The sequence below is a fragment of the Limimaricola pyoseonensis genome (genome assembly GCF_900102015.1).
In the GTDB taxonomy this organism is placed as follows: Bacteria; Pseudomonadota; Alphaproteobacteria; order Rhodobacterales; family Rhodobacteraceae; genus Limimaricola; species Limimaricola pyoseonensis.
The window spans coordinates 37,714-62,419 of record NZ_FNAT01000007.1 but is presented as its reverse complement, the minus strand read 5'-3'; the positions used below and the strand labels follow the sequence as shown (position 1 = coordinate 62,419).

Annotated in this window: 23 protein-coding genes and 1 tRNA gene; 17 read left to right on the top strand and 7 right to left on the bottom strand. The window is 72.6% G+C overall.

The genetic code is table 11. The features are described from left to right. A complete protein-coding gene (locus BLT43_RS14260) occupies window positions 1-1,329 on the bottom strand; it encodes an NAD(P)-dependent oxidoreductase (protein ID WP_090113905.1) in 1,329 nt (442 codons plus the stop codon). 303 nt (window positions 1,330-1,632) lie between these two features. Here BLT43_RS14260 and BLT43_RS14255 point away from each other — a divergent pair, with 303 nt between their 5' ends. The 12 genes from BLT43_RS14255 to BLT43_RS14200 all read left to right on the top strand — a co-directional run bounded on the left by BLT43_RS14255 (window position 1,633) and on the right by BLT43_RS14200 (window position 14,665). Beyond that, window positions 1,633-2,151, top strand: a complete 519-nt coding sequence (locus BLT43_RS14255; RefSeq protein WP_090113903.1) for a putative pterin-binding protein — start codon at window positions 1,633-1,635, stop codon at window positions 2,149-2,151. 15 nt (window positions 2,152-2,166) lie between these two features. Beyond that, window positions 2,167-4,668 (top strand): hybrid sensor histidine kinase/response regulator, encoded by a 2,502-nt coding sequence (locus BLT43_RS14250; protein WP_090113901.1) that lies wholly within the window; start codon window positions 2,167-2,169, stop codon window positions 4,666-4,668. Between the two features lie 97 nt (window positions 4,669-4,765). Next, entirely contained in the window at window positions 4,766-6,145 is a 1,380-nt protein-coding gene (locus tag BLT43_RS14245) for an aminotransferase family protein (RefSeq protein WP_090113899.1), read from the top strand. 101 nt (window positions 6,146-6,246) lie between these two features. Then, a complete protein-coding gene (locus tag BLT43_RS14240; RefSeq protein ID WP_090113897.1) occupies window positions 6,247-6,609 on the top strand; it encodes a DsrE family protein in 363 nt (120 codons plus the stop codon). Between the two features lie 106 nt (window positions 6,610-6,715). Then, window positions 6,716-7,489: an SDR family NAD(P)-dependent oxidoreductase gene (locus BLT43_RS14235; protein WP_090113895.1), complete on the top strand. Its 774-nt coding sequence runs from the start codon at window positions 6,716-6,718 to the stop codon at window positions 7,487-7,489. Next, a complete protein-coding gene (locus BLT43_RS14230) occupies window positions 7,486-8,376 on the top strand; it encodes a 2-dehydro-3-deoxygalactonokinase (RefSeq protein ID WP_090113893.1) in 891 nt (296 codons plus the stop codon). The genes BLT43_RS14235 and BLT43_RS14230 overlap by 4 nt, the downstream gene beginning before the upstream one ends. After that, window positions 8,373-8,978: a 2-dehydro-3-deoxy-6-phosphogalactonate aldolase gene (locus BLT43_RS14225; RefSeq protein ID WP_090113891.1), complete on the top strand. Its 606-nt coding sequence runs from the start codon at window positions 8,373-8,375 to the stop codon at window positions 8,976-8,978. The genes BLT43_RS14230 and BLT43_RS14225 overlap by 4 nt, the downstream gene beginning before the upstream one ends. Beyond that, a complete protein-coding gene (locus tag BLT43_RS14220) occupies window positions 8,975-9,841 on the top strand; it encodes an SMP-30/gluconolactonase/LRE family protein (protein ID WP_090113889.1) in 867 nt (288 codons plus the stop codon). Before BLT43_RS14225 ends, BLT43_RS14220 begins: the two co-directional genes overlap by 4 nt. Next, on the top strand, window positions 9,838-10,800 hold the full coding sequence (locus tag BLT43_RS14215) for an aldose epimerase family protein (RefSeq protein ID WP_090113887.1): 963 nt from the start codon (window positions 9,838-9,840) through the stop codon (window positions 10,798-10,800). Before BLT43_RS14220 ends, BLT43_RS14215 begins: the two co-directional genes overlap by 4 nt. A gap of 156 nt (window positions 10,801-10,956) precedes the next feature. After that, the gene (gene hemP / locus BLT43_RS14210; RefSeq protein WP_242652309.1) at window positions 10,957-11,121 is read left to right on the top strand and encodes a hemin uptake protein HemP; all 165 of its coding nucleotides are present in this window, start codon (window positions 10,957-10,959) and stop codon (window positions 11,119-11,121) included. Window positions 11,122-11,298: 177 nt separating this feature from the next. After that, the gene (gene deoC / locus BLT43_RS14205) at window positions 11,299-12,291 is read left to right on the top strand and encodes a deoxyribose-phosphate aldolase (protein ID WP_090113884.1); all 993 of its coding nucleotides are present in this window, start codon (window positions 11,299-11,301) and stop codon (window positions 12,289-12,291) included. A gap of 13 nt (window positions 12,292-12,304) precedes the next feature. Further along, entirely contained in the window at window positions 12,305-14,665 is a 2,361-nt protein-coding gene (locus BLT43_RS14200) for an aldehyde dehydrogenase family protein (RefSeq protein WP_090113882.1), read from the top strand. Here the strand turns inward: BLT43_RS14200 and BLT43_RS19460 are convergent. Both BLT43_RS19460 and BLT43_RS14190 read right to left on the bottom strand, forming a co-directional pair. Continuing rightward, window positions 14,653-16,281 carry a GTPase family protein gene (locus BLT43_RS19460; RefSeq protein ID WP_090113880.1) on the bottom strand — a complete coding sequence of 543 codons (1,629 nt, stop codon included), beginning with the start codon at window positions 16,279-16,281 and terminating at the stop codon, window positions 14,653-14,655. The two genes, BLT43_RS14200 and BLT43_RS19460, sit on opposite strands and share 13 nt — an antisense overlap. After that, on the bottom strand, window positions 16,278-17,321 hold the full coding sequence (locus tag BLT43_RS14190; protein ID WP_165612624.1) for a YcjF family protein: 1,044 nt from the start codon (window positions 17,319-17,321) through the stop codon (window positions 16,278-16,280). The genes BLT43_RS19460 and BLT43_RS14190 overlap by 4 nt, the downstream gene beginning before the upstream one ends. A 151-nt stretch (window positions 17,322-17,472) precedes the next feature. Here BLT43_RS14190 and BLT43_RS14185 point away from each other — a divergent pair. Further along, window positions 17,473-17,549: transfer RNA gene (locus BLT43_RS14185), tRNA-Met, on the top strand. A 210-nt stretch (window positions 17,550-17,759) separates the two neighbouring features. On the opposite strand, the gene BLT43_RS14180 is transcribed toward BLT43_RS14185, so the two are convergent. Next, a complete protein-coding gene (locus BLT43_RS14180; RefSeq protein ID WP_090113875.1) occupies window positions 17,760-18,662 on the bottom strand; it encodes an ABC transporter substrate-binding protein in 903 nt (300 codons plus the stop codon). A 103-nt stretch (window positions 18,663-18,765) separates the two neighbouring features. Between BLT43_RS14180 and BLT43_RS14175 the strand changes: the two genes are divergently transcribed. From BLT43_RS14175 to BLT43_RS14165, 3 genes are read left to right on the top strand one after another with little or no spacing between them, the layout of a single operon-like run. Then, window positions 18,766-19,746, top strand: coding sequence for a FecCD family ABC transporter permease (locus tag BLT43_RS14175; RefSeq protein ID WP_090113873.1), 981 nt, complete (start codon window positions 18,766-18,768; stop codon window positions 19,744-19,746). Beyond that, window positions 19,743-20,747, top strand: a complete 1,005-nt coding sequence (locus tag BLT43_RS14170) for a FecCD family ABC transporter permease (RefSeq protein ID WP_090113871.1) — start codon at window positions 19,743-19,745, stop codon at window positions 20,745-20,747. Before BLT43_RS14175 ends, BLT43_RS14170 begins: the two co-directional genes overlap by 4 nt. Beyond that, window positions 20,740-21,543 (top strand): ABC transporter ATP-binding protein, encoded by an 804-nt coding sequence (locus BLT43_RS14165; protein ID WP_090113869.1) that lies wholly within the window; start codon window positions 20,740-20,742, stop codon window positions 21,541-21,543. The genes BLT43_RS14170 and BLT43_RS14165 overlap by 8 nt, the downstream gene beginning before the upstream one ends. A 48-nt stretch (window positions 21,544-21,591) precedes the next feature. Here the strand turns inward: BLT43_RS14165 and BLT43_RS14160 are convergent, their stop codons facing one another. Further along, window positions 21,592-21,870 carry a metal-sensitive transcriptional regulator gene (locus BLT43_RS14160; RefSeq protein ID WP_090114128.1) on the bottom strand — a complete coding sequence of 93 codons (279 nt, stop codon included), beginning with the start codon at window positions 21,868-21,870 and terminating at the stop codon, window positions 21,592-21,594. A gap of 147 nt (window positions 21,871-22,017) precedes the next feature. Next, window positions 22,018-22,917, bottom strand: coding sequence for a DUF2189 domain-containing protein (locus BLT43_RS14155; protein ID WP_090113867.1), 900 nt, complete (start codon window positions 22,915-22,917; stop codon window positions 22,018-22,020). Window positions 22,918-23,142: 225 nt separating this feature from the next. Between BLT43_RS14155 and BLT43_RS14150 the strand changes: the two genes are divergently transcribed. Then, a complete protein-coding gene (locus BLT43_RS14150; RefSeq protein ID WP_242652303.1) occupies window positions 23,143-23,709 on the top strand; it encodes a cytochrome P460 family protein in 567 nt (188 codons plus the stop codon). A gap of 30 nt (window positions 23,710-23,739) precedes the next feature. On the opposite strand, the gene hemC is transcribed toward BLT43_RS14150, so the two are convergent. Further along, window positions 23,740-24,699: a hydroxymethylbilane synthase gene (hemC, locus tag BLT43_RS14145; RefSeq protein WP_090113866.1), complete on the bottom strand. Its 960-nt coding sequence runs from the start codon at window positions 24,697-24,699 to the stop codon at window positions 23,740-23,742. Window positions 24,700-24,706 lie beyond the last annotated feature (7 nt).

Sequence of the window (24,706 nt, the reverse complement as noted above, 5' to 3'; positions counted from 1 at the left end):
CTAACCCGTGAGCATGCTGTGGATGTCCTCGGCGGCATCCCGACCCTGCGCCACGGCCGTGACCGTGAGATCGTCGCCACCAAGGGCACAGTCCCCACCGGCCCAGACCTTGTCCAGATTTGTGCGCCCGGAACCCTGCGTCACGATCTTGCCGTGTGCGGTTTCGACGCCCTCAACCGTGCCGAGCGTCTGGCCCACGGCCCTAAACAGCTGGTCGGCCGCGAGGCGGAAGGTCTCGCCGGTGCCGCGCAGCCCCTCCGGGCCGGCCTCGGTGTACTCGAACTCGACCGCTTCGAGACGGTCATCGCCGATCAGCCGCACCGGCATCGCCTCGAACACCAGCCGCACCCCGCGCGAGGCGGCGAGGTCCTGCTCGTAGCAGCTCGCGCCCATCTTCGCGCGCTCGCGGCGGTAGACGATGGTCACCTCCTCGGCCCCGAGCGCCTTGGACTGCACCGCGCAGTCCACCGCCGTCATGCCGCCGCCGATCACCACGACGCGCCGCCCGACCGGGAGCGCGGACAGGTCGCCCGCCTGCCGCAGCTCCGAGATGAAGCCCACCGCGTCGCCCGTGCCCTCGAGCTGCGCGCCCTCGACCTCCAGCGCGTTGACGCCGCCGAGCCCCATGCCGAGGAACACCGCGTCGTAGTCCGAGGTCAGCTCGTCCAGCGTGAAGTCGCGGCCGAGCCAGCGGCCATGGCGGATCTCGATGCCGCCGACGCCGATGATCCAGTCCGCCTCGCGCGCGGCGAAATCATCCACCGTCTTGTAGGCGGCGATGCCGTATTCGTTGAGGCCGCCGGGCTTCGGCGCGCCCTCGAGGATCACCACCTCGTGGCCCTTCAGCGCCAGCCGGTGCGCGCAGGCGAGGCCCGCAGGCCCGGCACCGACCACCGCGACCCGCTTTCCGGTCGCGGCGGCGCGCGCGAAAGGGTGGCCCTGCCGCGACATCAGCTCGTCCGTGGCATGGCGCTGCAGCCGGCCGATCTCGACCGGCCGGCCCTCGGCCGCCTCGCGCACGCAGGCCCCCTCGCACAGCACCTCGGTCGGGCAGACCCGCGCGCACATGCCGCCGAGGATGTTGGCCTCGAAGATCTCGCGCGCCGCCGCGTCGGGCCGGCCGGCGCCGATCTCGCGGATGAAGAGCGGGATGTCGATGCCGGTCGGACAGGCGGTCACGCAGGGCGCGTCATGGCAGAAATAGCAGCGATCCGCGGCCACCTGCGCCTCGTGCGCGCTCATCGGCGGGTGCAGGTCGAGGAAGTTCTCGGCCAGCATGTCGGAAGGAAGGCGCCCGGCGGCGATCCCGGGGGTCGTCGTGGTCGGCATCGGTGGCTCCTGACTTGGCTGCCTCGCTCGGCCCAGCCTGCCACGGTTTGATTTTTTATCAAACGGTAAATTCTGAGCGGTCGCGCCGGCCCTGCCCGCCCGAAGGCCACGGCCGCGGCGGGAAATGACGATCATGGTTAATCGCCCGCCGGCGGGCCGCCGCCCCGCCGCCCCGGGGCAGATGCCGGCAATTCTCCGCATCGCCTTTACCTCGGGTTGACCATGATGCCGGCGCGGCGTTGCGCGGCCCGGGCCGGGGCCGGCACAACCCCCGCATCCCCTGCCCGACCGAAGGAGAGACCGATGCCGTTTTCCACGTTCCGCGCCGGCCTGATCGCCGCCCTGCTCGGCCTGCCGCTCGGCCTGCAGGCCGAACCCGGCCCGCCCGCCGGCGAGGTGCTGCTCACCGTGACCGGCCTGCCCGACGGCACCCCGGCGCGGCTCGACCGCGCGGCGCTCGCGGCCCTGTCCGAGGACGCCTTCACCACGACCACGATCTGGACCGACGGGCCGCAGCGCTTCGAGGGCGTGTCGCTGCACGACCTTCTGGCCGCGCTCGAGGTGACGCCGCCGGCCGAGGCGGTGCTGCGCGTCAGCGCGGTGAACGACTACGCGGTCGACATCCCGCTGTCGGACGCCCGCGACGTCGACGGGCCGATCGTCGCGCATCTGCACAACGGCGCGCCGCTGCCCCGCCGCGGCAACGGCCCGCTCTGGATCGTCTACCCCTACGACGCCGACCCCGACTGGCGCACCGAGGTGGCGTATGCGCGCTCGGTCTGGCAGCTCGACCGGATCGAGCTGGTGGACCCGGCGCGGTGAGCCGCGCCGGCCCTGGTGGCCGTGACGCTGATGCTGCTGGCGCTGGCGCTGGCGTCGCTCGACGTGCTGCGCAAGCTCGATCACCAGGCCACGGCCACCTCGGACAACGTCCAGTGGACGCTGACCCAGGTCGAGGTCGAGTATCGCCGGCTCGAGGCGGCGGTCGCCAAGGCCCGAGCCGAAGGCGGCGCGCCCGCGGCGCTGGCCGAGCTCCGGCGCCGCTTCGACGTGTTCTACGCCCGGATCTCGGCCTTCGACAGCGGCGTGCTGCGCGACGCACTGGCCGACCTGCCGGGCGACGGCTCGCCGCAGCGCATCCGCGCCGCGCTCGACGACGCCGTGCCGCTGATCGACGCCGACGACGCGCGGCTCGCCGCCAGGCTCGAGGCGCTGGGCCGCGACATCGACACCCTCGCCCGGCCGGTGCGCGAGATCGCCGTCGGCGGCATCGACAGCTTCGCCCGGATCACCGACGACTCGCGCCGCGCCGTCACCGCCACGCTGACCCGCACCGCGATCGTCACTCTGGCGCTGGTCGCCGCGCTGCTGGGCATGGTGGTCTGGGCGCTGCGGATGTGGCGCGACGCGCGGCTCCTGGCCGAGGAGGCGCACGAGGCCTCGGCCCGCTACGCGGCGATCCTGTCCTCGTCGCTCGACGCGGTGCTGGCCACCGATGCCGACGGCCGCATCCAGGAGTTCAACCCGGCGGCCGAGAAGCTGTTCGGCCATCCGCGCGACGAGGCGGTGGGTTGCGGCGTGGCCGACCTGCTGGTGCCATCGCATCTGCGCGACAGGGTCTCCGCCGCGATGGCCCGCACCGCCGCGGGCGAGCCCGGCGCGCTGCCGCGCGGCCGCGTCACCGGCCGCGCCCAGCGCCGCGACGGCAGCAGCTTTCCGGTGGAGATGTCGGTCTCGACCGCCCATCGCGGCCGCGACACGATCTTCGTCATCTTCCTGTGCGACATCACCGCGCGGCGCCAGGCCGAGACCGAGCTGCTGCGCGCCCGCGACGACGCGCTGGCCGGCGAGAAGGCCAAGGCCGACCTGCTGATGGTGATGAGCCACGAGATGCGCACGCCGCTGAACGGCCTGCTCGGCACCATGGAGCTGATGCGCGACGGCGCGCTCGACGCCGAACAGCGCGAGCATCTGCGGATCATGGAGACCTCGGGCCGGCTGCTTTTGAGCCACGTCAACGACGTGCTCGACGTCTCGCGCCTCGATGCCGGCAAGGTCGAGCTGCAGCAGGAGATCTTCGAGCTGGGCCAGTTGCTGCACGAGGTGGCCGATGGCCAGCGCGGCCTCGCCGAGGCCAACGGCGACACGCTGGCGGTGGCGCTCGACCCGGCGCTGCCCGGCCACGTGCTGGGCGATTGCGGCCGGCTGCGGCAGATCGTGCTCAACCTCGTCGGCAACGCGGTCAAGTTCACCCGCGACGGCGCCGTCACGGTCGAGGCCGAGGCCGCCGGCCCCGGCCAGGTCGAGATCCGGGTGATCGACACCGGCATCGGCATGAGCGAGGCCGACCTCGCGCGGATCTTCGACGATTTCGTCACGCTCGACACCTCCTACAGCCGCACCTCCGGCGGCACCGGCCTCGGGCTCGGCATCGTGCGCCGGCTGGTGCAGGCGATGGGCGGCGAGATCGGCGCGCAGAGCGCGCCCGGCGAGGGCAGCCTGTTCTGGCTGCGCCTGCCGCTGCCCGAGGCCGCGGCCCCCGGCGCGCGGCCCGCCGCGGCGAACGCCGCGCCGGCGGCCGGCACGGCGCGCCGGGTGCTGGTGGTCGAGGACAACGAGATCAACCGCGTGGTGGTGGGCGAGATGCTGCGCCGCGCCGGCCATTCGGTCCGCTTCGCCCATGACGGCGAGGCCGGCGTGCAGGCCGCGCAGGCCGCGCCGGTGGACGTGATCCTGATGGACATCTCGATGCCGCGCATGGACGGCGTCGCCGCGACCCGCGCCATCCGCGCCGGCGACGGGCCGAACCGGCGCACGCCGATCGTCGCGCTGACCGCCCATGCGCTGCCGGCCGACATCGCGCGCTTCCACGCCGCCGGCATGCGCGAGGTGATCACCAAGCCGCTGAGCCGCGCGGCGCTGGACCGGCTGATGGCGGGGCTCGGGGCCGCCCCCGGGCCGGACGCGCCGCCCGACCCGGCGCCCGCGGCCCTGCCGCTGATCGACACCGCCGCGCGCGACGCCTTCTTCGCCGATCTCGGCCGGCCCCGCGCCGCCGCCCTGCTGGGCGAGTTCCTCGACACCACCGCCGCGAGCATGGCCGAGATCGCCCGGAACGGCAGCGCGCTGCCGCTGCCGCGGCTGGTGACGGAGCTGCACCGCATCGCCAGCGCGGCGGGCCTGTGCGGCGCCAGCGCGCTCTGCGTCGCGCTGCGCGAGCTGGAGACGCTGGGCAAGACCGGCGCCGAGATCGAGCTGCGGGCCGGGCTGCCGGCGCTGCAGGAGCTGTGGCGGCGCACCGAGGCCGAGCTCGCGCCGCTCCGGCGGGACGCGGCCTGACCGCGACGCGCCCTCTTGACCCGGAGAGAGGCGCGGCCCGAGAGTGGGCGCGCCCGGCCCGTCGCGGCCGCCCCTGCCAGCCCCGAGAGGTCGCCCGATGGACAGCCTGATGCAGAACGACCCGGCCCGCGTGATCGAGGCCGACCGCGCCCATGTCTGGCATCACATGATGCAGCACCGGCAGCTCGAGACCACCGACCCGCGCATCATCGTCGAGGGGCGCGGCATGCGGGTCTGGGACATCACCGGCAAGGAGCATCTCGACGCCACCTCCGGCGGCGTCTGGACCGTCAATGTCGGCTACGGCCGCGAGCGGATCGCCGACGCGGTGCGCGACCACCTCGTGAAGATGTGCTACTTCGCCGGCTCGCAGGGCACGGTGCCGGGCGCGCGCTTCGCCGAGGCGCTGACGGAAAAGATGCCGGGGCTGTCCCGCGTCTACTTCGCCAATTCGGGCTCCGAGGCCAACGAGAAGGCCTTCAAGATGGTGCGCCAGATCGCGCACAAGCATCACGGCGGCCGCAAGTCGAAGATCCTCTACCGCGAGCGCGACTACCACGGCACGACGCTGGCCTGCCTCTCGGCCGGCGGCCAGCTCGAGCGCAACGCGCAATACGGCCCCTTCGCGCCGGGCTTCGTCATGGTGCCGCACTGCCTCGAATACCGCGCGCAGGACGAATTCGCCGGCAGCGATTACGGCGTGCGCGCGGCCGAGGCGATCGAGGAGGTGATCCTGCGCGAGGGCCCCGACACCGTGGGCGCGCTCTGCCTCGAGCCGATCACCGCAGGCGGCGGCATCATCGTGCCGCCGCGCGGCTACTGGGAGAAGGTGCAGGAGATCTGCCGCAAATACGACGTGCTGCTGCATATCGACGAGGTGGTCTGCGGCATGGGCCGCACCGGCACATGGTTCGGCTACCAGCAGTTCGGCGTGAAGCCCGACATCGTCACCATGGCCAAGGGCGTGGCCTCGGGCTACGCCGCCATTTCCTGCTGCGTGACCACCGAGGCGGTGTTCGAGCGGTTCAAGGACGCCTCCGACCCGATGGCGCATTTCCGCGACATCTCGACCTTCGGGGGCTGCACCTCGGGCCCGGTGGCGGCGCTCGAGAACCTGCGCATCCTCGAGGAGGAGGAGCTGCCCGACAACTCGACCCGGATGGGCGTCTACCTGCAGGAGGGGCTGTTTGCGCTGATGGAGAAGCACCGCGTGATCGGCGACGTGCGCGGCATGGGCCTCTTCGCCGGGGCCGAGCTGGTGGCCGACCGCGACACGCGCGAGCCGGTCTCGGAAAAGCAGGTCGGCGCGGTGGTGGCCGACTGCCTGAAGCAGGGCGTGCTGATCGGCGCGTCGAACCGCTCGGTGCCGGGGCTGAACAACGTGCTGCTCTTCGCGCCCGCGCTGATCGCCGAGGAGGACGACATCGACGAGATCCTCGAGGCCGTCGACGGCGCGCTGGGCCGGGTCTTCGGCTGAGCCGCCCGCCCGGCCGTCGCGCTTGACCGACTCGCCCCGCGGGTCGTCTCATGACGGGACGCCGGGGCGGGCCCGCCCCGGCCTGACCGGAGGTTGCCGCCATGTCCCGTTTCCTCGTGCACATCCACACCGGCCCCGCCGATCCCAACAAGGTCACGCTCGGCTGTCTCGTGGCGCTGACGGCGGCGAAGAAGGGCCACGAGGTGACGTTGTTTCTGGCCGGCGACGGCGTCCACCTGCTCGCGGCGTCCCACCGCGCCGGGGTCGAGGGCCAGGGCACGGGTCGGCTGTCCGAGCATCTGGGCGCGCTGGCCGAGGCCGGCGCGCGCTTCCGGGTGTCGGGCCTGTCGGCCAAGGCGCGCGGCTATGACGAGCGCCTGCTCGACGGCCTGCCGGCCGAGTTCGCGACGCCCGACATGCTCGTCGATCTCGCCGAGACGGCCGACACGGTGCTCTGCTACTAGGTCCAGAATGTGAGACCGGCCCGGCATCGGCCGCACCGCCCCTTCAATTCCCGCCCGCGCGGTGTCAGTCTTCCGCCACCGCGGAAACAGCAGCGAGAGACAAGGCATGACGGGCGGAGAGGCGATCCATCCCGACCTGAAGGAGGCGTCGGTCTTCGTGACCGGCGGCGCGAGCGGCATCGGCGCCGCGCTGGTCGAGGGCTTCCTGCGGCAGGGTGCGCGCGTGGCCTTCTTCGACCGCGCCGACGCCACCGAGACCGTCGCGGCGATGGAGGCGCGCACCGGCAACCGGCCGCTCTTCGTGCAGGGCGACGTGACCGACACCCCGGCGCTGATGGCCGCGATCGACACCGCCGCCACCACCCACGGCCCGGTGACGGTGCTGGTCTCGAACGCCGCGGACGACACGCGTTACGACGCGCAGGCGTTGACCGAGGCGGAATGGGACGACTGCCTGGCGCTCAACCTCAAGCCCTATTTCTTCGCCGCCCAGAAGGTGGCGCCGATGATGGAGGCCGCCGGCGGCGGCGCCATCGTCAACATGTCGTCGGGCAGCTACCTGATGGGCGTGGCGCGGCTGGCCCCCTACGTCGCCTCGAATGCCGGGATCATGGGTCTGACCCGCAGCCTCGCGCGCGAATGGGGCGGGCGCGGCATCCGCGTCAATGCCATCGCGCCGGGCTGGGTGATGACCGAGCGCCAGAAGGCGCTCTGGGCCACGCCCGAGGCGCAGGAGCGCCACCGCGCCCAGCAATGCCTGCCCGAGCTGATGCAGGCCGAGGACCTCGTGGGCGGCGTGCTGTTCTTCGCCTCGAAGGCCTCGCGGATGGTGACCAGCCAGATGCTGGTGATCGACGCCGGCGTCAGCGTGACCGGATGAGCCGGCCCGACTGGATCGCGCTCGACTGGGGCACCACGCATCTGCGCGGCTGGGGCATGACCGCCTCCGGTTCGGTGATCGAGGAGCGCCATTCCGAGGACGGCATGGGCCGGCTCGGCCCGGACGGCTTCGAGCCCGCCTTGCGCGCGCTCTGCGGCGACTGGCTGGAGGGCGGCCCGGTGCCGGTGATCGCCTGCGGCATGGTCGGCGCCCGGCAGGGCTGGGCCGAGGCGGCCTATGCCCGCGTGCCCTGCGCGCCGCTCTCGACCCCCTTCACCCGCGCGCCGGGCGATCTCGAGGTGGCGATCATCCCCGGCCTTTCGCAGTCGGAGCCGGCCGACGTGATGCGCGGCGAGGAAACCCAGGTCGCGGGCTTCCTCGCGCTCAACCCCGGCTGGGACGGCGTGCTGTGCATGCCGGGCAGCCATTCGAAATGGGCGCATCTCAGCGCCGGCGAGGTGGTGAGCTTCCGCAGCTTCATGACCGGCGAGCTTTTCTCGGCGCTCTCGAACCACAGCGTGCTGCGCCACTCGGTCGGCGGCACCGACTGGGACGACGCCGCCTTCGATGACGCCGTCTCCGAGACGCTGTCGCGGCCCGAGCGGCTCGCCGCCGGGCTGTTCGGCATCCGCGCCGCGGGGCTCCTGCACGGCCAGGGATCGGGCACCGCCCGCGCCCGGCTCTCGGGGCTGCTGATCGGGGCGGAGCTGGCCGCCGCCAAGCCCTACTGGCTCGGCCAGCAGATCGGCGTGATCGGCGCGGGGCCGCTGGCGCGTCTCTACGTCCGCGCGCTCGCCGCGCAGGGCGCGCCGGCCGCGCAGGCCAACGCCACCGCCGTCACCCTCGCGGGCCTCACCGCCGCCTGGAAGCTCAGGAGCCAGACATGACCCGACCGTTGATCGCCATCCTGCGCGGGATCACCCCCGCCGACGCCGTGCCCGTCGCCGAAGCGCTGATCGAGGCCGGGATCACCGTGATCGAGGTGCCGCTGAACTCGCCCGATCCGCTCGACAGCATCGCCGCCATGGCCTCGGCCTGCGCCGGGCGCGCCACCATCGGCGCGGGCACCGTGCTCACCGCCGATCAGGTCGCCGAGGTGCGCGCCGCGGGCGGCACGCTGATCGTCTCGCCCAACATGGACCCGGAGGTGATCCGCGCCACGGTGAAGCGCAACATGCAGAGCTGGCCCGGCGTGATGACGCCGACCGAGGGCTTCGCCGCGATCGCCGCCGGCGCGACCGGGCTGAAGCTGTTCCCGGCGAGCCTGATCGGCCCGGACGGGCTGAAGGCGATGCGCGCGGTCTACCCGGCCGAGGTGCCGATCTACGCCGTCGGCGGCGCCGGCGCCTCGAACTTCGACCAGTGGCTCAAGGCCGGTGCCGACGGCTTCGGCCTCGGCACCGCGCTCTACACGCCGGGCCTTCCGGTCGAGGACGTCGCCGCCCGCGCCCACGAGATCGTCGCCGCCTATGACGGGGCCACGGCATGACCGAGTTCTCCGCCTTCGAGGTCTATGACGACACGATCTGCACCCTCGGCGAAGGCGCGCTGTGGCACCCCGAGCGCGGGGAGCTTCTGTGGTTCGACATCCTCGGCCGCCGGCTGCACGCGCCCGAGGGGCGGCAATGGGTCTTCGAGGACATGCCGTCCTGCTGCGGCTGGATCGACCGCGACACCCTCCTCGTCGCCACCAACACCGCGCTGGTGAAGTTCTCGCTCGAGACCGGCAAGGGCGAGAAGGTCGTCGATTTCGACGCCGACAACCCGGTGACGCGGTCGAATGACGGCCGCGCCGATCCGCATGGCGGCTTCTACGTCTCGACCATGGGCATCGACGCCGAGGTGAACGCCGGCGGTCTGTGGCGCTACTACCGGGGCGAGCTGCGGCAGGTCCGCTCGGGCATGACCATCCCCAACGCGATCTGCTTCCCGCCCGAGGGCGGCTGGCTGCACTACACCGACACGCCCACGGGCATGATCATGCGCCAGCGCATGGACGACGACGGCTGGCCGGTGGGCGAGGCCGAGGTCTTCGTCGACCTCAAGCGCCACGGCCACAACCCCGACGGCGCGGTGATCGACAGCGAAGGCACGCTGTGGAGCGCGCAATGGGGCTCGAACAGGCTCGCGGGCTACGACCGCGAGGGCCGCGAGATCGGCCACCACCCCTGCCCCGGCGCGCCGCAGGTCACCTGCCCGGCCTTCGGCGGCGACGACATGAAGACGCTCTACCTCACCTCGGCCATCGCCGGCCTGTCGGAGGCCGAGATCGCCGACGCGCCGGATTCGGGCCGCACCTTCGTGACCCGGGCCATGGCGCCGGGGCAGAAGGAACACCGGGTGATCCTGTGACGCCATTCGGCACGACGGCCGAGGGCCGCGCCGTGCACCGCCTGACGCTGGCGGCGGGCGACCTGTCGGTCGACCTGCTGACCCGCGGCTCGATCCTGCGCGCGGTGCGGCTGGAAGGCGTCGCGCGCAACCTGACGCTCGGCTCGGACGAGCTTGCCGATTACGACGGCGCGATGCGCTATTTCGGCGCGATCGTCGGGCCGGTCGCCAACCGGCTGGCCGGGGCGCGGGCCACGATCGACGGCGCGGAATACCGCTTTCCGGCCAATGACGGGAAGGCGCTGCTGCATTCGGGAAAGCACGGCACACAGTTCCGGCTCTGGGAGGTGACGGAGCGGTCGGGAGACGCCGCCACGCTCGTCCTCGACCTACCCGAGGGCGCGGACGGCTTTCCCGGCAACCGCCGGATCACCGCGCGCTGGCGCGTCACCGCCCCGGCGACGCTGCGGCTGGAGCTCGAGGCCGTGACCGACGAGCCGACGCTGATGAACCCGGTCAACCACAGCTACTGGAACCTCGCCGGCACGCCGGACCTGTCGGGCCACCGGCTCAGGGTCCGGGCCGGGCACTGGCTGCCGACCGACGATGAGACCCTGCCCACCGGCGAGATCGCGCCCACCACAGGCGGCGCCATGGATTTCCGCGCGCCGCGCGACCTCGTGCCGGGCGAGCCGCCGCTCGACCACAATTTCTGCCTGTCGCGCGACGACGAGGCACTGCGCGAGGTGGCCGAGCTGTCAGGCGGCGGCGTGAGGATGCGGATGGCCACCACCGCGGCGGGCCTGCAGGTCTATGACGGGCGCGACAGCGACGCGGCCGGGCTCGCGCCCTATGCGGGCCTCGCGCTCGAGGCGCAGCGCTGGCCCGACGCGGCGCGCCACCCTGCCTTTCCCTCGATCCTGCTCGGGCCGGGCGAGACCTTTCGCCAGACCACCGAGTGGCGCTTCGCCGCCGACTGACCGCCGCCCCGGCAGGCCGACCGCGCGGGCCCGGGCCGGCCCGGACGCGGCCGATTGACAAACCCGATAGTTTTGGTCAACTTCAAGGCCGACCGCATGCCAGCCCCTGCGGGGCCAGCCGCGCCACGGCGATTTCGAGGTTTTCGCATGACGATGATGACGCCCCACCCGCTGCCCCGCCCCGCCCGCGCCGAGGAGGCGGAGCTTCCGGTCCATGACGCCCGCAGCCTGACCGAGGGCGGGCGGGCCCATATCCTGCTCGACGGGCAGAGCTACCTGCTGCGGATCACCCGGGCCGGCAAGCTGATCCTGACCAAGTGAGGCCGGATCCGGCGCCGCGCCTGCCTCCCCGGCCGCGCCGCGACCGGGCGGCGCGGGGCCTGCCAAGCCCTGCCGGGGTGCAACCTAGCCTTCGGACAAGTGCCGTCGCGGAGGTCTAGGCAGAAAGCCGTTATCTGTTAGACAGTCGGTCATCCTATCCACGGCCGGAGCCGACCGATGACCACAGCCGAGCTGACTGACCAGCCGAACGCCCTGTCGAACCACCCCCGCAACCCGGGCATCCCGCTCGATCCGGCGATGTTCGAAGGCCGTGCGGTGAACCGGTCCGCCGCAGAGCGGCGGGCAGCGACGCTGACCACGCGGCGCTCGGTCAAGAAGACCCACCAGGCCGCCTGGCTCGTGAACGCGATCCGCTGCATCGACCTCACGACGCTGGCGGGCGACGACACCGAAGGCCGGGTGCAGCGGCTCTGCGCCAAGGCGCGCCAGCCGCTGGCGCCGCGCATCCTCGACGGGCTCGGCATCGCCGAGATGGGCCTGACCACCGGCGCGGTCTGCGTCTACCCGACCATGGTGCCGCATGCCGTCAAGGCGCTGCGCGGCACGAACATTCCCGTCGCCTCGGTCGCCACCGGCTTTCCGGCCGGGCTGATGCCGCTGAACCTGCGGCTCGAGGAGATCCGCTGGACCGTCGACCAGGGCGCCGACGAGATCGACATCGTCATCACTCGCGAGCATGTGCTGAAGCGCGACTGGGCCGCGCTCTACGACGAGGTCGCGGCGATGCGCGAGGCCTGCGGGCAGGCGCATCTCAAGGCGATCCTCGCCACCGGCGACATCGCGACGCTGCGCAACGTCTATGCCGCCTCGATGGTGGCGATGCAGGCGGGCGCCGACTTCATCAAGACCTCGACCGGCAAGGAGGGCGTCAACGCCACCCTGCCCGTCTCGCTGACCATGGTGCGGGCGCTGCGCGACTACGGCGACGCCACCGGCCACCGGGTCGGCTTCAAGCCCGCCGGCGGCATGAAATCCGCCAAGGACGCGCTGGCCTGGCAGTACCTGATGAAGGAAGAGCTCGGGAACGACTGGCTCCAGCCCGACCTGTTCCGCCTTGGTGCGTCGTCGATGCTGGGCGACATCGAGCGCCAGCTCGAACACCACGTCACCGGGCGCTACGCCGCCGCCCACCGTCATTCGCTGGCCTGAGGGAGAGCGCGTCATGAACACGATCACGGACATTCTCGCCACCATGGATTACGGCAAGGCCCCCGAGGACAGCGCCATCGTGCGCGACTGGCTGAAGAAGAACGAGGCCGGGTTCGGCCACTTCATCAACGGCCGGTTCACCGCGCCGGGCGAGACCTTCGAGGTGCTGTCGCCCGCCTCGAACGAGGTGCTGGGCCGGGTCACGCAAGGCTCCGCCGACGACGTCGACGCGGCCGTGAAGGCCGCGCGCAAGGCGCAGCCCGGCTGGGCGGCGCTGTCGGGCCACGAGCGGGCCAAGTATCTCTACGCCATCGCCCGCCACGTGCAGCAGCATTCGCGCTTCCTCGCCGTGCTCGAGAGCCTCGACAACGGCAAGCCGATCCGCGAGAGCCGCGATGCCGACGTGCCGCTGGTGGCGCGCCACTTCTACCACCATGCCGGCTGGGCCGAGCTGCTCGAGGACGAGCTGCCGGGCACCGCGCCGCATGGCGTCTGCGGCCAGATCATCCCGTGGAACTTCCCGCTGCTGATGCTGGCGTGGAAGGTCGCCCCGGCGCTCGCCGCCGGCAACACCGTGGTGCTGAAGCCCGCCGAGTACACGCCCCTCACCGCGCTGGCCTTCGCCGAAATCGCGGCCGAGGTCGGGCTGCCGAAGGGCGTGCTCAACATCGTCACCGGCGACGGCCGCACCGGCGCGTCCATCGTGGCGCATGAGGGCCTCGACAAGATCGCATTCACCGGCTCGACCGAGGTGGGCCGCCGCATCCGCCGCGAGACCGCCGGCACGGGCAAGTCGCTGACGCTGGAGCTGGGCGGCAAGTCGCCCTTCGTGGTCTTCGCCGACGCCGATCTCGACGCCGCGATCGAGGGCGTGGTCGACGCGATCTGGTTCAACGCGGGCCAGGTCTGCTGCGCCGGCGCGCGCGTGCTGGTGGCCGAGAGCGTCGCCAAACGCTTCGAGGAGCTTCTGGAGAAGCGGATGCGCCAGCTGCGCGTCGGCGACCCGCTCGACAAGAACACCGACATGGGCGCGATCGTCCACCCGGTGCAGCTCGACCGTATCCGCGGCCTCGTCGCGCAGGGCGTCAAGGAAGGCGCGGAACTGGTACAGGGCGACGCGCCCGAGGGCTGCTTCTTCCCGCCGACCATCGCGATGAAGGTCGAGCCCGCCTCGACGCTGGCGACCGAGGAGATCTTCGGGCCCGTCGCGACCGTCACCACCTTCCGCACCCCAGAGGACGCGGTGGCGCTGGCCAACAACACCCGCTACGGCCTCGCCGCCTCGATCTGGTCGGAGAACGTCAACCTCTGCCTCGACATCGCGGCGCAGTTGAAGGCGGGCGTGGTCTGGATCAACTGCACCAACGTCTTCGACGCGGGCGCGGGCTTCGGAGGCTACCGCGAGAGCGGCTTCGGCCGCGAGGGCGGGCGCGAGGGCATGATGGCCTACCTGACCCACCCCAAGCCCAAGGCGAAGCGCCCCGAGGCGGCACCCGAGGCCCCCGTGGGCCAGCCCGGCGCGGCGGCCAACGGCACCGGCATCGACCGCACCGCCAAGTTCTACATCGGCGGCAAGCAGGCCCGGCCCGATTCGGGCTACGCCTACCCCGTGCAGGGTGGCTCCGGCCCGGTGGGCCTCGCGGGCTTGGGCAACCGCAAGGACATCCGCAACGCGGTCGAGGCGGCGCACAAGGCCAAGGGCTGGGGCAAGGCCACGGGCCACAACCGCGCGCAGGTGCTCTACTACGTGGCCGAGAACCTCTCGGCCCGCGCGACTGAGTTCGAGGCGCGGCTGGTGTCGTTCGGTGCCTCCAAGTCCGCGGCCAGGACCGAGGTCGAGACCGCGATCCGCCGCACCTTCTGGTACGCGGCGCAGGCCGACAAGTTCGACGGCGCGGTGCACCAGACCAAGAGCGCGCATGTCACGCTCGCCATGCACGAGCCGCTGGGCGTGATGGGCATCGCCTGCCCGACCGCGCAGCCGCTGCTGGGCTTCGTCAGCCTCGTGCTGCCGGCGATCGCCATGGGCAACGCGGTGGTCGCGCTGCCGTCGCAGACGCATCCGCTGGCCGCGACCGACCTCTACCAGGTGTTCGACACCTCCGACCTGCCGGGCGGCGTCGTCAACATCGTGGCGGGCGAGCGCGACGCGCTCGCCAAGACGCTGGCCGAGCATGACGACGTGGCGGGCATCTGGTACTTCGGCACCGAAGAGGGCGGCCGGATGATCGAGGAGGCCTCGGCCGGCAACCTCAAGCAGTCCTGGGTCGAGGACGGTGCCGCGCGCGACTGGACCGGCCGCGATGGCCAGGGCCGCGGCTTCCTGCACCGCGCCACGCAGATCAAGAACATCTGGGTGCCCTACGGCGAGTGATCCTTCGGGGGCTCCGGCTTCGCATCCTCACCACGCCCGGCCTCCGGCCGGGCGTCTTCGTCTTCGCCCATGCGCCCGAGCAGCCGCCCGCCCACCAGCTTCGCGCCCTGCCACAGCCCGCGCCCCGAGCGGCTGATCTGGGTGTCGCCCGAGCGGGCGTGCCTCGCCGCCGCGATGCGCAGCCGGTTGCGCTGCGCCAGAAGTCCCTCGCTCACCGCGCCCGACAGCGCGCTGCGCACCGCGTCGAGGTTCCAGTCCGGCTCGAGCGCGCTGACCGGGCGCGGCCGGATGCCGTCCATGTCGTTCGCGATCGCGTCCATCGCGTCGCGGATGCGGTCGCTGACCTCCTGCGGCAGCTCGTGCTCGGGATAGGGCCAGTCCGGGCCGAAGCGGTCCACCGCCGTCGCCACGAGGATCATCGGCGGCCGCCGCCGGTCGTGATGCTCGGCGAACCATGTGCAGAAGGCCTCGTGCAGCTGCGCATCCGCCGCCCGGCCGGGCCGGTTGGCGCGGATCGTCCAGAGCAGGATGTCGCTCTGCGCCATCTCCTCGAGCAGCGCCTTCTGCCGCGACGGGCTGCCGTCTAGGCCTTGCGTGTCGAGCAGCACGCAATCGGTGCCGTCGATCGCCGCCTCGTAGGCGATGGTGCCGTCGGTGGTGGCGCGCATGTCGGTCTCGGTCCGGTCCTCGCCCAGAAGCGCGTTGATCAGGGTGGACTTGCCGGCGCTCACCTGTCCCAGCACCAGCACGCGCAGCGGCGCGTCGGGCTGCGCCAGCCGCGCCTTGTCGGCGCGGGTCTCGTCGAGCTGGAACTGCAGGAGCTCCGCGTCCGAGAAGCGCAGCCGCCCGGAGTAGAGCTCGACCGCGGCATGGGCCACCTCCTCCAGCAGCACCGCCTGCAGCACGCCCATCATCTGGTTGCCGAGATAGGAGGAGTTGCCGCCCGCCATCAGCCACTCGACCTCGCGCAGCACGCCCTTGGCCGGGTTCAGCGCGAAGCGCAGCACCCGGTGCCCGGCATAGGCCGCCTCCATCGCAAGCTGGGCCCGGCCGCGATGCTTCCAGACCCAGTGGATCGTGGCGAGCGAGATCCGGTCCGAGAAGGGCACGTGGCGGCGCAGGTGATCGCGGTAGCGCGACGCGGCGCGCTCGGTCAGCAGAAGCGCCTCGGGCAGCGTGAAGTCGAGCGCCTTGCGGTCGGCCTGCCCCATGCCCTTGGCGATGTCGTCGATCACCGAGAGCGCGAGGTCGGGCAGCTCGGCCCAGGCGATCGGCTCGGCGGTCTCGCGTTCGATCCGGCGGCGGGCGGCGTTGTAGGCCTTGCGCTCGGTCTCCGACCAGACCGGGTCGGCCTCGACCTTCATCTCGCCCATCAGCGCCGACTTGGCGTCGCCCGGCACCGGGCGGCGGCGGCGCGCGAACCAGCGCAGCCCGTAGGCGAGGCCGGCGATCGCCACCGAGACGCCGAGATAGGGCAGGAGCCAGTCATGCTCGGTGAGCCAGAGGAAGCCCAGGAGGAAGGGCGCGACGAAGGGCAGCGCCAGGGAGGCGGCGATGATCAGCCGGTCCCAGCGCAAAAGCGCCCGGCGCAGCCGGTGCAGCGGCCGCGGCCTCATCCCCGCTTCGCCCCGCGCAGCGCCTCGCGGTAGAGCGCGCGCAGCTCGGCCTCCGACGCCGGGTCGCCCGTCGCCTCGCGCCAGAGCCAGTAATGCGCGGCCCGGCCCAGCGCGTAGGTCGCCGCGAAGCTGGCGCTGCCGGCGATCGCCGCGCCCAGCGTCTGCCCCGCCACCGGCACCAGCTTGGCCGCCTGCCGCGCGACGTAGCCCGCGCCGAAGCGCAGCGCGGCGCCTAGGCCCAGCGCGGCGGCGAACTCGGCCATGCGCGCCCGGTCCCACTCCACGCCGCGCCGCTGCGCGAGGCCCCGCAGCATCGCCGCCTGCAGCCCCGGCACACCCACCGCGCCGATCACCGGCGCGGCGTCGGCGGCGGCGGCCGCGCCCGCGTAGCGCAGCACGAGGGGGCGCGCGGCGCGGAACGCCTCGGCCTCGCCCGGCCCCTCGCGCAGCAGCAGCGCCACGTCGGGCATCGCCTCGCCCAGAAGGTCGAGCAGCGCGTCGGTCCCGCTCTCGCGGCCCGGCGCGAGCGACAGCTCGACCCAGGGCAGCGGCCCGCGCGCCGCCGCCTCCAGCGCCGACTGGGTGGCGGCGCGGGCGCGGAACCGCGCCTGCGGGTCGGGCACCTCGGCGGCGGCGGTGTGCAGCAGGATGACCTTCAGCCCCGGCCTGCGCCGGCGCAGATCGCGGATCGCGGCAACGAGGTCGGCCTGCGCCGGGTCGTCGAGCCGCGCCATGGCGAGCACCGCGTGGCTGCGCGCCTCGCAGGCGGCGAGATCCTCGGCCGCCTCGTAGCCCGCCTCGCCCAGCCCGCGGGTGTCGAGGAATCGCAGCAGCGGCGCCTCGCGTGGGAAGTCGAAGGCGCGGGCCGAGCGGGTGCAGGGCGCGAAGCCCGAGCCGATCTCGATCTCGTCGAGCCCGGTCAGCGCCCGCACCAGCGAGGACTTGCCGGCCCCGGTCTTGCCCAGCAGCCACAGCACCGGCAGGCGCGGTGTCGCGGCCTCGGCGTCGTCTGGGGCTGCAGTGTCGTCAGGCTCGGTCACGTCCGGTCCGGTCAGGCTGTCTCGCGCCAGCAGATCACGCGTTTCTCGTCTCGCACAACGCCCGGCGCGCATGACGGTTCGTCAACCGGGCTTTCGTGACATTTCCCGCTTGACGCCCGCCCGCGGCTGGACTACCTCCGGCCTCGCTTCAGGCGGAGTAGCTCAGTTGGTTAGAGCAGCGGAATCATAATCCGCGTGTCGGGGGTTCAAGTCCCTCCTCCGCTACCAAGCCCCCCGAACAGCCTAGAGCAAAACAGCCGCCCTGCGCGAGCGGGCGACGGATCTCGTGCGATTTTGCCGGTCCGGTGCCGCCCTGTTCCCTGACGGATCGTTCTGCAGATACGCCCACGTCGATGGAGCGGGGAGGCGGTCTCCTCGTCCCTGCGCCGCCCCGGCTCGCGGCTCCCCGCCCCTCCGAGAAAGGGCGGGGTCCGGGCCTTACTGCGCGACGCCGTAGATCCCTGCGATGTCGTCGAGCATCAGGTTGGCCGCGATCACGCCGCCGGCGGTGTTCCACACCGCGTCGTCCACGGCGTGCACGTCGCCCGCCTTCACCGCCTCAAGCGACCGCCACAGCGGGTCGGTCAGCACCTCCTGCGCAAGCTCCTCGCCCTCGCCGTCGCCCGGCTCGTAGGTGAAGTGGAAGATGCGGTCGCCGTCCATCTGCGGAATGCTCTCCTTGCCGACCCGCAGCGCGAAGTCCTCGACCGCCTGATTCTCGGGCCGCGCGAAGCCGAGCTGCTCGAGCAGAACGCCCGAGAAGCTGTCGAGCTGGTAGATCCGGATCTGGCCGGCGAGGAAACGGATCACCGAGACCTCCTCCTCGGTCGCGTCGCCCAGATCTTCGGAGAGGTCGGTCACGCGCTGGTCGAACGCGGCCATCACCGCGTCGCCCTCCTCGCCGAGGCCCAGCGCGTCGGAGTAGAGGTCGAAGTTCACTTTCCAGTCGCCGCGCAGCTCCTGGCTCATCACGGTGGGCGCGATGGCGGAGAGCTGGTCGTAGATCTTCTCCTGGCGCTGCTGGTTGCCGATGATCAGGTCCGGCTCCAGCGCCGCGATCAGCTCGAGATTGACGCCGCTCTCGGTGCCGACCACCTCGACGCCCTGCATGCGGTCGGCGATGTGGTCGTACCACGGATCGCCGGTCCAGGACTGCACCGCGCCCACCGGCGCGACACCCAGCGCCAGCAGCGCCTCGGTGCCCTCGTTGGTGAGGATCACCACGCGCTCCGGCGCGTCGGGCACCTCGGTGGTGCCCATGGCATGGGTGATCTCGCGGGCCTGCGCCGCGCCCGCGAGGGCCAGGCCGGCAAGCGCGGTGGTGAGGGTAAGGCGAAGCATCGCTGTTCTCCTGAAATGGGGTCCGGGGCTGTGCTCGCAAATCCGACTGTTTCTATCAAGATGGTATTTGACTATTTTTGACAGGTTTGCGAATGAGCGCCGGATGACCCGCCCTGCCCTTCTCCTCCTAGCCCTCTTGCCGCTGCTCGCCCTGGCGTCGCTGCAGCTTGGCCTGACCATCTATGGCCCCGGCGAGGTCTGGGCCGCGCTGCGCGGCGCGGAGGGGCAGGACGCGCTGATCATCCGCACGCTACGACTGCCGCGCACCGTGCTGGCCCTGCTGGTCGGCGCCGCGCTCGGCCTGTGCGGGCTCCTGATGCAGAGCGCCACGCGCAACCCGATCGCCGAGCCGGGGCTTCTGGGCGTCAACGCCGGCGCGGCGCTCGCCGTGGTGCTGGGGGTGAGCCTGCTGGGCCTCGACGGCATCGCCGCGATGACGCTGATGGCGGCGGCGGGGGCCGTGGCGGCGACGGTCCTGGTCTTCGGCCTCGCGCTGGCGGGCGGGCCGAACCTGCCGCCGGCGCATCTGCTGCTGGCCGGGGTGACGCTCTCGGCGCTGCTGTGGTCGGGCACGCAGGTGGTGATCCTGCTCGACGAGGCGGCGATGGAGGAGCTTCTGTTCTGGCTCTCGGGCGCCTTCGCCGACCGGCCGCTCGCGGCGCTGCCATGGGCGCTGCCGCCGATGGCGGCGATCGCCGTCCTCGCCCTGCTGGCGACCCGCCGGCTCGACGTGCTGCGCACGGATGACGGCACCGCCGAGGCGCTCGGCGTGCCGGTCCGGGCCTCGCGGCTCGCGGCCCTCGTCGCGGCGGCGCTGCTGGCGGGCTGCGCCGTGGCGCTGGCCGGGCCGATCGCCTTTCTCGGCCTCGTCGCGCCGCACCTCGCGCAGCTGGCCGGCGCGCGCGACCACCGCGCGCTGGTGCCGCTCACGATGCTTTGCGGCGCGGTGCTGGCGCTGGTGGCCGACATCGCCGCCCGCCACCTGATCGCGCCGAGCGAGGCGCCGATCTCCGCCGTCACCGCGCTCGCGGGCGCACCAGTGCTGCTGGCGCTGCTGCGCCGCCGCCGTCTGGGGACGGCATGAGCCGGGCGGCGCCGATGGCGCTGCTGGTCGCCGCCCTCATTGCGCTGGCGATCGCGGCGGTGGGCCTGGGCAGCACGCCGATCCCGCCCGAGCGGGTGATCGCGGCGCTGTTGGGCTGGGGCGAACGGACCGACCAGATCGTGGTGTGGAACCTGCGGCTGCCGCGCGTCGCGCTCGCCGCCTGCGCCGGCGCGGCGCTGGCGCTGTCGGGTGCGCTGCTGCAGCGCACCACGCGCAACCCGCTCGCCTCGCCCTCGATCCTCGGCATCACCGACGGCGCGGCGCTGGGCGTTCTGGTGTTCCTCTTCGCCTTCAGCGACGAGGCCAATTTGCTGCAGGTGCCGGTGGTCTGGCAGCCGCTCTTCGCCGCCGGCGGCGCGGCGCTCTTCGCGCTGGCGGTGACTCTGCTGGCCGGGCGCGACCGGGGCGACCCGATGCGGCTCATCCTCTACGGCGTGACGCTGGCGGCGCTGGCGCATGCGGCGGTGGTGCTGATGATGATCGTCGGCCCGGTCTACCGCTCGGGGCAAGCGCTGGTTTGGCTCGCCGGCGCGGTGCACCAGGCGGAGTGGCGCGACGCGGCCATCGTCGCCGCCGCGCTCATGGCCGCGCTGCCGCTGCTGGTCCGCCTCGCCGGCCCGCTCGACCAGCTGCGGCTCGACGGTGCCAGCGCCTTCGCCACCGGCCTGCCGGTCGAGGCGGTGCGCGCGACCGCGCTCGTGCTGTCGGTCGCGCTGGCGGCGGCGGCGGTCAGCGTGGCGGGCGGGATCGGCTTCGTGGGCCTCGTCGCCCCGCACGCGGCGCGGCTCCTCTTCGGCAGCGCGGCGGCGCGCGAACTGCCGGCCGCCGCCCTCCTCGGCGCCGGCATGGTGCTTGGCGCCGACCTGCTGGTGCGCGCAGCCTTCCAGCCGATCGAGGTGCCCGCCGGCGCCGTCACCGCGCTGATCGGCGCGCCCTATTTCCTGTTCCTGCTGACCCGGATGGGACGTCTCAATGCCTGACACCGCCCTGTCGCTTCGCGATGCCGCCATCGGCTACGACCGCAAGCTGGTCTTCGAGGACCTGTCGCTGTCGGTCCCGGAGGGCCGTGTCACCGCCTTCTGCGGCCCCAATGGCTGCGGCAAGTCCACTGCGCTCAAGGCGATGCGGCGGCTCCTGCCGCTGCAGGCCGGCGCGGTCGAGCTGCGCGGCCGGCCGATCGCCGGCTGGAGCCCGCGCGACCTTGCGCGCGAGCTGGCGATGCTGTCGCAAAGCCCCGAGGCGCCGGTCGAGATCACGGTCGAGGAGCTGGCCTTCATGGGGCGCTACGCGCATCGCCGGGCGCTGTCGGGCCGCAAGCGCAGCGACCGGGCCGCCGTCACCGCCGCGCTCACCGCCGTCGACATGGCCGACCTCGCGCATCGCCCGATCGGCGCGCTGTCGGGCGGGCAGCTGCAGCGCGCCTGGCTCGCCATGGTGATCGCGCAGGAGGCGCCGGTGATCCTGCTCGACGAGCCGACCAACCATCTCGACGTGGCGCATGCGCTCGAGACGCTGGCGCTGGTCCGGCATCTGAGCCACGAGATGGGCAAGACCGTGGTGGTGGTGCTGCACGACCTGAACCTCGCGGCGCGCTTCGCCGACGCCATCACCTTCTTCCGCGCCGGCCGCATCGCCGCCGAGGGGCCGGTCGCCGAGGTGTTCCGCCCCGAGATCATCGGCGAGGTGTTCGGCATCGCCTGCGAGGTCCGCCCCGACGGCCCGGATGGCCGGCCCTTCGTGCTGCCGCTGCACCGCGCCACCGCCGGGGCGCACTGATCCCGCCCCGACCGGCCTGATAGGCAAAGGCTGCGCGCGGCCCGGAGGCTATTCGCGCGCCTTTTCCAGCAGGGCGACCATCTCGCGGAACTTGGCGCGCTGCTCGTCGGGGTCGCCCGACAGGATCGCGCCTTCCATGCAGGTGTTGGCGTGATCCTCGATCAGCAGGCGTTCCACCGCCTTCAGCGCCGAGCGCACCGCCGCCGTCTGCATCAGCACGTCGACGCAATAGCGGTCCTGCTCGACCATCCGGGCGATTCCGCGGATCTGGCCCTCGAGCCGGGCAAGCCGCTTCTGGACCGCGTCTTTGTTCTTCTTCTCTGGCATGGCCTCCGCCTCCGACCGGCCGAACATAACCGGCACCGGCGGCCGCGGCCAGAGCGCAGCGGGGCCGCGACGGGCGGCGATCCGCCGCGCCCGGCCGCTGGCGTCCGGGCCGCGCAGGAGCTCAGCCTCCGGTCCCGGCTTCCGGCCTCAGCCCGGCTTGCCCTTCGCCACCGGCTCGACCGCGCGGCGATAGAGGTGCCAGGTGGCGTGGCCGAGGATCGGCAGCGCGAAGATCAGCCCGACGAACAGCGTCACCACGCCGATCCCGAGCCCGACCACCACCGCAAGGCCCCACAGCGCCACCGGGCCGGGGTTCTTGCGCGCCAGAGCGATCGAGGCGCGCACCGCGCGGCGCACGCCGACATGACGGTCTAGCAGCAGCGGGAAGGAGATGATGGTGCAGACCAGCACCAGCGCGGCGAAGACGAAGCCGACCGCCGTGCCGATGATCGCCATGGCCCAGCCGGCCCCGGTGCCGAGAACCTCGCCCAGGAACGACAGGAGCGACAGCGGCGGCTCGGGCCCGAGCGTCGCGGCATAGATCGTCCAGGCCGCCATCATCCAGACCGTGAACACCGCCAGAAGCCCGAGGCCCAAGAGGAACAGCGCCATCGCCGATGGCGATTCGAGCACCTTGAAGGCCGCGCCCCAGCCCGGATGCCCGCCGGCCTCGCGCCGCCGGCTCATCTCGTAGAGGCCCAGCGCCGCGAGCGGGCCGATCAGGGCGAAGCCGCCGATCAGCGGCACCAGGAGCGGCAGCAGGTTCTGGTCGAAGGCGAAGCGCATCAGCAGCAGGCCGGCCAGCGGATAGACCACGCACAGGAAGATGACATCCGACCGGAACGCCTTGAAATCCTCGTAGCCGGCGCGCAGCGCGGCCTTGAGATCGGCGGTGTCGATCTTGCGCAGCACGATCGGCGCGGTGTCGCGCCCGGTCACCTCATGCGCGCCCTCGGAGATGTAGTGTCCCCCCGCCCCGAGCCGCTGCGCGGTCCAGCTGAGCGGGTTGCCGATCGTCCGGTCCGGTTTCTGTACTGAATCAGCCATGCAGGTGCCCTCCCCTGGTTGGGGGCGGCTCGACCGCGCCGCGGCGCGCCGCCCGGCTGGGCCGAGCATAGCACGCAACCGCGCCGCGGGGCGACGGAGTGCGGCCGTTCACCCTTTCGTGTGCCAAGGCCCGGATGCGGCGTCACACCCATGTGAGAGGTCGTGACGCGGCGCGGCCCCGCTTCGGCCGTAGGCTGTTGTCATCCGACATGGAGGAGACGAGTGATGCGCAACCAAGTGATGACGGGCCTCGTGGCGCTGGGCTGCCTGGCCGGCCCCGTGCTGGCCCAGGACATGCCGATGTTCGGCGGCGAGGAGGACCAGGCCTATGCCGGCCAGATCTGGACGGCGATGGAGGAGATGCATCTCGCCGGAGAGGGGATGATCATGTCCTTCCCCTATCCGGGCACGGATCCGCACGGGATGATGCTCGAGACCTTCTACACCATGGCGACGATCGACGGGCACAGCGGCGCGCTGGTGGTCAAGCGCAACTACGGCCCCGAGGGCGTCTCGGTGGACGAGGTGCTGGGCGCCCCGGCCGAGCATCTCGGCGCGCTGACCATCATGTTCCAGCGCGAGGCCGGCTATGACGACGAGACCGGCAACTGGTTCTACGCCAAGTACCTGCCCGACGGCGCGCTCGACCAGAACCCCGACGGGGTCGCCCTGGCCGGGCTGGTCGGCAAGAACGCCGACGCCGGCTGCATCGCCTGTCACCAGAACGCGGGCGGCGACGACTACCTGTTCACCACCGATGCCGAGATGGGCATGGGCATGGCCATGGAGTGACGGCGCCGCGGGCCGGGGCGGCGGGCGGCCTCAGCCGCGCGCCCGGCTCCAATCCGCGAAGAAGCCGTCCCCGGCGCGGCCAAGCAGCCGCCGCGCCATGTCGCGGCCCATCTCGGCCCCGTCGGCCAGAGGTGCGCTCGCCGCGTCGGCGTGATGCTCCGAGCCGTCGGGGCGCAGGATCTCGCCGCGCAGCCGCAGCGTGCCGCCCTCGATCTCGGCCAGGCCGGCGATCGGCGTCTCGCAGGAGCCGTCGAGCGCGGCGAGAAAGGCCCGCTCGGCGGCGAGGCGCTGCGCGGTGGGGCCGTGATGGATCGGCTCGAGCAGCGCCGCGGCGCGGCTGTCGGCGGCGCGACGCTCGATCCCGATCGCGCCCTGCGCCAGCGCCGGCAGCATCTCGTCGACCGCGATCGGCCGGGCCGGCACGTCGTCCATCCGCAGCCGGTTCAGACCGGCCATGGCGAGGAAGGTCGCCTCGGCCACGCCGTCCCCGAGCTTGCCGAGACGGGTCTGCACGTTGCCGCGGAACTCCACCACCTTCAGGTCGGGCCGCCGCGTCAGGATCTGCGCCCGGCGCCTGAGACTCGAGGTGCCGACCGTCGCGCCCTGCGGCAGGTCGGCAATCGCGCCGTGCTTCAGGCTGACGAAGGCGTCGCGCGGGTCCTCGCGCTCGAGATAGCCGTCGAGCACAAGCCCGCCGGGCTGTTCGACCGGCATGTCCTTCATCGAGTGCACCGCGATGTCGATGCTCTCGTCCAGGAGCTGCTCCTCGATCTCCTTGGTGAACAGCCCCTTGCCGCCGATCTCGCTCAGCGGCCGGTCGATCACCCGGTCGCCGGTGGTGCGGATGACGACGATCTGGAAGGCCTCGAAGGGCAGGTCCCAGGCGCGGGCCAGCCGGTCGCGGGTCTCGTTGGCCTGCGCCAGGGCCAGCGGCGAGCCGCGGGTGCCGATGCGCAGGGGACGGTCGGGGGTGGGAAGATCGCGGGTCATGTCCGAT

Coding starts and splice junctions, on each gene's coding strand:
- BLT43_RS14200 (WP_090113882.1), top strand. CDS start 12,305: ATGAACACGATCACGGACATTCTCGCCACCATGGATTACGGCAAGGCC.
- BLT43_RS14155 (WP_090113867.1), bottom strand. CDS start 22,917: ATGGCTGATTCAGTACAGAAACCGGACCGGACGATCGGCAACCCGCTC.
- BLT43_RS14180 (WP_090113875.1), bottom strand. CDS start 18,662: ATGCTTCGCCTTACCCTCACCACCGCGCTTGCCGGCCTGGCCCTCGCG.
- BLT43_RS14165 (WP_090113869.1), top strand. CDS start 20,740: ATGCCTGACACCGCCCTGTCGCTTCGCGATGCCGCCATCGGCTACGAC.
- BLT43_RS14225 (WP_090113891.1), top strand. CDS start 8,373: ATGACCCGACCGTTGATCGCCATCCTGCGCGGGATCACCCCCGCCGAC.
- BLT43_RS14230 (WP_090113893.1), top strand. CDS start 7,486: ATGAGCCGGCCCGACTGGATCGCGCTCGACTGGGGCACCACGCATCTG.
- BLT43_RS14260 (WP_090113905.1), bottom strand. CDS start 1,329: ATGCCGACCACGACGACCCCCGGGATCGCCGCCGGGCGCCTTCCTTCC.
- BLT43_RS14240 (WP_090113897.1), top strand. CDS start 6,247: ATGTCCCGTTTCCTCGTGCACATCCACACCGGCCCCGCCGATCCCAAC.
- BLT43_RS14235 (WP_090113895.1), top strand. CDS start 6,716: ATGACGGGCGGAGAGGCGATCCATCCCGACCTGAAGGAGGCGTCGGTC.
- hemC (WP_090113866.1), bottom strand. CDS start 24,699: ATGACCCGCGATCTTCCCACCCCCGACCGTCCCCTGCGCATCGGCACC.
- hemP (WP_242652309.1), top strand. CDS start 10,957: ATGACGCCCCACCCGCTGCCCCGCCCCGCCCGCGCCGAGGAGGCGGAG.
- BLT43_RS14150 (WP_242652303.1), top strand. CDS start 23,143: ATGCGCAACCAAGTGATGACGGGCCTCGTGGCGCTGGGCTGCCTGGCC.
- BLT43_RS14245 (WP_090113899.1), top strand. CDS start 4,766: ATGGACAGCCTGATGCAGAACGACCCGGCCCGCGTGATCGAGGCCGAC.
- BLT43_RS14220 (WP_090113889.1), top strand. CDS start 8,975: ATGACCGAGTTCTCCGCCTTCGAGGTCTATGACGACACGATCTGCACC.
- BLT43_RS14175 (WP_090113873.1), top strand. CDS start 18,766: ATGACCCGCCCTGCCCTTCTCCTCCTAGCCCTCTTGCCGCTGCTCGCC.
- BLT43_RS14160 (WP_090114128.1), bottom strand. CDS start 21,870: ATGCCAGAGAAGAAGAACAAAGACGCGGTCCAGAAGCGGCTTGCCCGG.
- BLT43_RS19460 (WP_090113880.1), bottom strand. CDS start 16,281: ATGAGGCCGCGGCCGCTGCACCGGCTGCGCCGGGCGCTTTTGCGCTGG.
- deoC (WP_090113884.1), top strand. CDS start 11,299: ATGACCACAGCCGAGCTGACTGACCAGCCGAACGCCCTGTCGAACCAC.
- BLT43_RS14255 (WP_090113903.1), top strand. CDS start 1,633: ATGCCGTTTTCCACGTTCCGCGCCGGCCTGATCGCCGCCCTGCTCGGC.
- BLT43_RS14170 (WP_090113871.1), top strand. CDS start 19,743: ATGAGCCGGGCGGCGCCGATGGCGCTGCTGGTCGCCGCCCTCATTGCG.